The following is a 3,492-nucleotide window of genomic DNA, read 5'->3' on the forward strand; positions in this document are numbered from 1 at the left end:
ATTCGGATGGCGATGCCGGATGCGTGTGTATTGGCGAAGAAGGGCAAAACGGCGGCGCCACTCTTTCATGCAGCATGGCGCTGCCGTTGGCCTTGATCCTGACCAGGGTCGAAGCGCGCGTGCCGTAATCGGGCGACTGGATGAATACCGCCGACAGCACGCGTTCCAGTTCGATGCCGACGCCGGTCGACGGCAGTCGGCAATCGCCCGAGCGGGTGGTATCGCTCAGCATGTCGAAGAAACAGGCGTCGGGTGCGCCCTGGCACAGCAGGCTGGCAAACTGCGCCTTGGTGCGCACCACCTTGGGCCAGCAGCCGTCCAGCGAGGCGTTCGACAAGCCGTAGATGCCGGCGGGCAGGGGCTGGCCGTTGCGCGCGTCTTCCTGGTGCTTGTTCGAATACCAGATCAAGTCCTTGCCGTCGCCGACCAGCAGGTTGAAGCCGTTATATTTGGCGGCGTCGCCGGAAATTTCCGCGACGTATTCGGCCGCCGTCTTTTGGCCGCCCAGGAAATCCGACACCAGCGTACCGCGGGTGGGCGCATCGGTGCGCCGTTCCGCCGGCGCTCGCACATTGGTGATGGCGGCAAAGCGGCCGCCGCGGGTGATGCCGATCCAGGTGCCGCCATCCTGCAGGTCGCGTCCGGCGTAGATGCCGGGACGGTCTTCCCACCAGCCGGCCGGCGCGGTCGGGCGCGCATAGAACTCATCGCGGTTGGCGGCGGCTATCAGAGGGGAGCCAGGAATCACTTGCCACGCAAAAACGATCAAGCACATGATGAAATATTCACAAAAAATTCCGTATGACGGGGACCATCGATCAAGGCGGCGAGGCCATGCTCGGCAACCGCCTGATCGATGATTTTCTCAAAATCCGGCGGCACCGAAGAATACACCTCCATCCAGGTGTGATGTTCATCCTTGATTTCGGGGCTGCGCTTGAGGGCGGTGGCGACCTGGTATTGCAGCGACAGCCCGGCCTGCATTTTCGCCGCTGCCTGGTCGAACTGCTGGGCGTTGCCGGCGGCCACGCGGTAATAGATGTAGAGATCGGAGCTCATCTTGCGCTTACGCCGACAGCTCAGCGTCGGTGACGTCGACGATGGAATAGGGCAGTGCCTGGAACTGCAGTTGCGGGCCAGCGGTCGAACCCAGGTGCACCGTGCCGTTCTCCAGCGCGGCCAGCTTGATCTCCAGCAGGCAGCGGCTGCTGCCGGCGCTGTCGGCTTCGGCATTGACGATCATGCCGCAGGGCTGGTCCGGATCGGCGCTGGAAAAGACTTCGGCGCCGGCGGCGATGCCGGTGGCGGCGACGCTGGCCAGCACCGCACGGCGCTTGAGCTTGCCCAGGTACTGGCTGCGGGCGACGATTTCCTGCCCTGGATAACAGCCTTTCTTGAAATTGACGCCGCCGATCACTTCAAAATTGATCATTTGCGGCACAAACTGTTCCTGTGTCGGCAAGGTGATTTGCGGTACGCCGGCAAGGATGTCGCCCAGGCGCCAGGCTGACGCCGCCACCGGCTGCAGGCTCTTGCCCAGTTGCGGCCAGGCGGCGATGGCCTGCTCGGGACTGGTGATCCATTGGTAACGCGGGGTCGAATCGGCGTCGGCGACGCGGATCAGGGTGCCGTGTTCATTGTTGACCTTGGCATAGGGTTCTGCCGGCAGGGTTGGGAACCAGGGCGCCAGCGCGGCGCCGGCGGCATTGCCGGCCAGGCCGAGGATGATTTGCGCATCGGACACATCGGCCGGCTTGGCTTTGGCGCGCATGACAAACATCTGCAGGCGCTTCTGGATCGCCGCCTGCAGGCTGCGCGGCAATTGCAGCAGGATGCTGTCGCCGCTCTTCCATATCAGGACGGTTGCCAGCAAGCGTCCTTTCGGCGAACAGTAGCCGGCCAGCCGGGCTTGTCCGGCAGCCAGGTTCTGGACATCGTTGGTGAGCTGGGTATGCAGGAAGCTGGCGGCGTCTTCCCCGGTGAATGCGATCAGGCCGAGATCGGTCAGCGGCGCAACAAAAGACGCACCAGCGGAGGCCGTCGCGGGCAGCGCATCGAACGATTGCTGTTGTGCAAAATCCAGCCAGGTACTTGTTATTTCATTCATAAATTGTAGACATTCCCGAAACAGCGATTATCATATTGGGTTGATTATAGAGATGTCGCAAAAAATGCGTTGGAATCGGCCGTTTTTGCGGGATGCATGAAAACCAATCGGAGCGGACCGGTCTTGTTTAAAAAACTATTGTTGAGCGTGATCTTGTTGGGCGGCGCGGCCGCCGGCGGCGTGGCTTACTGGGCGCAGCAGCCGATTTTCGAAGACGGCCCGGTGCGGCCGTTCACAATCAAGCCAGGCAGCACCTTGGCCAGTTCGGCGCAGCAGATCGACGAAGCCGGAGTCGGCGTCAATCCCCAGCTGCTGGAATTGCTGGCGCGGGTGACCGACAAGGGCAGCAAGCTGAAAGCCGGCAGCTATGAACTGAAACCGGGCGCCACGCCGCTGCGTTTGCTGACGCAGCTGGTGCGCGGCGAGTTTGCGCAGGAATCGCTGACCGTGATCGAAGGCTGGACTTTCCGCCAGATGCGCCAGGCGGTGGCGGCGCAGCCGGCGCTGAAACACGATACCGCAGCGCTGTCGGACGCCGAACTGCTGGCAAAAATCACGCCCGACTACGCGATGCCGGAAGGCCTGTTCTTTCCCGATACCTATCTGTTCGCCAAAGGATCGAGCGACCTCCAGGTGTACAAGCAGGCGCACAGCCTGCTGATCAAGCGCCTGACCCAGGGCTGGGAGGGGCGCGACGCCACATTGCCGTACAAGACGCCATATGAAGCCCTGATCATGGCCTCGATCGTGGAAAAAGAGACCGGCAAGCGCGCCGACCGCAGCACGATTGCCGGCGTGTTCATCAACCGCCTCAAGATCGGCATGCTGCTGCAGACCGACCCGACCGTGATCTACGGCATGGGCGATCAGTATCAAGGCAGCATCCGCAAGCGCGACCTGACCACCGACACGCCTTACAACACCTATACCCGCGCCGGCCTGCCGCCGACGCCGATCGCCTTGCCCGGCGCGGAATCGATCAGCGCGGCCATGCATCCGGCGCAGACCGACGCCCTGTATTTTGTCGCACGCGGCGACGGCAGCAGCCATTTCTCCAACAACCTGGGCGAACATAACCAGGCAGTTAATCAATATCAGCGATAATCATCACATTCGGCAACACATGCCGGTTTGCACCGCACCGGCGATCCAACAGATAAGGCAATGGCAAAATTCATCACATTTGAAGGCATAGACGGCGCCGGCAAGTCGACCCACATCGGATTTGTCGCCGACTTGCTGCGTGCACAGGGCCGGCAGGTGGTCACCACCCGCGAGCCGGGCGGCACCGCGCTGGGCGAAGCGCTGCGCGAAGTATTGCTGCATCAGAAAATGCACCTGGAAACCGAGGCGATGCTGATGTTCGCCGCCCGCCGCGAACACCT

General features: G+C 62.2%; 5 protein-coding genes. 2 read left to right on the forward strand and 3 right to left on the reverse strand.

All coding sequences use genetic code 11. The features are described from left to right. The 3 genes from JWQ61_RS13845 to JWQ61_RS13855 form a co-directional block, all read right to left on the reverse strand. Positions 1–775, reverse strand: a 775-nt coding sequence (locus JWQ61_RS13845; protein WP_304361035.1) for an NRDE family protein, incomplete at its 3' end; no start/stop codon positions are given. Further along, on the reverse strand, positions 766–1,059 hold the full coding sequence (locus JWQ61_RS13850; protein WP_304361036.1) for a DUF4936 family protein: 294 nt from the start codon (positions 1,057–1,059) through the stop codon (positions 766–768). The genes JWQ61_RS13845 and JWQ61_RS13850, both read right to left, overlap by 10 nt. Positions 1,060–1,066: 7 nt before the next feature. Beyond that, positions 1,067–2,107, reverse strand: coding sequence for a folate-binding protein YgfZ (locus JWQ61_RS13855; RefSeq protein WP_304361037.1), 1,041 nt, complete (start codon positions 2,105–2,107; stop codon positions 1,067–1,069). Positions 2,108–2,203: 96 nt separating this feature from the next. On the opposite strand from JWQ61_RS13855, the gene mltG reads away from it, so the two are divergent. Then, positions 2,204–3,211, forward strand: a complete 1,008-nt coding sequence (gene mltG, locus JWQ61_RS13860; protein ID WP_304361038.1) for an endolytic transglycosylase MltG — start codon at positions 2,204–2,206, stop codon at positions 3,209–3,211. A 60-nt stretch (positions 3,212–3,271) separates the two neighbouring features. Then, on the forward strand, positions 3,272–3,492 hold a 221-nt coding region (locus tag JWQ61_RS13865), incomplete at its 3' end, for a dTMP kinase (protein ID WP_304361039.1).

Source organism: Collimonas fungivorans (genome assembly GCF_028292705.1).
GTDB lineage: Bacteria > Pseudomonadota > Gammaproteobacteria > Burkholderiales > Burkholderiaceae_D > Collimonas > Collimonas fungivorans_B.